The organism is Stenotrophomonas sp. SrG, from assembly GCF_050031795.1.
Taxonomy (GTDB): Bacteria; Pseudomonadota; Gammaproteobacteria; order Xanthomonadales; family Xanthomonadaceae; genus Stenotrophomonas; species Stenotrophomonas rhizophila_A.
This window is the reverse complement of record NZ_JBNBBE010001682.1, coordinates 1-231: the sequence shown is the minus strand read 5'-3', so window position 1 is coordinate 231 and position 231 is coordinate 1. Positions and strand designations below refer to the sequence as shown.

Below are 231 nucleotides of genomic sequence, written 5' to 3'. Positions count from 1 at the left end.
CACCAGCACGCAGTGCGCCGCCGCATCAAGGTAGCGGCTCTGGTCGTCGGTGCGATCGCCAGGAAGCCCGCGCCGGCTTTCGATCGTGTCCTGCCCACGCGCCAGCAGCGCCACGCCGTTCCTGGCACGTTGCCCCTGCCACAGGCAGCCGTAGCCTGCGTCACGGATCTCGGTTGCAGGAAACCCAGCCTGGCTGGCCTTGAGCGCCTGCCGCGCCACGATGTCCGGTGT

At 69.7% G+C, this 231-nt stretch carries 1 pseudogene; it reads right to left on the bottom strand.

The annotated features are described in order from the left end of the window. Nucleotides 1-231, bottom strand: a pseudogene (locus ACQG3P_RS25090) (exodeoxyribonuclease III); the annotation flags it as partial.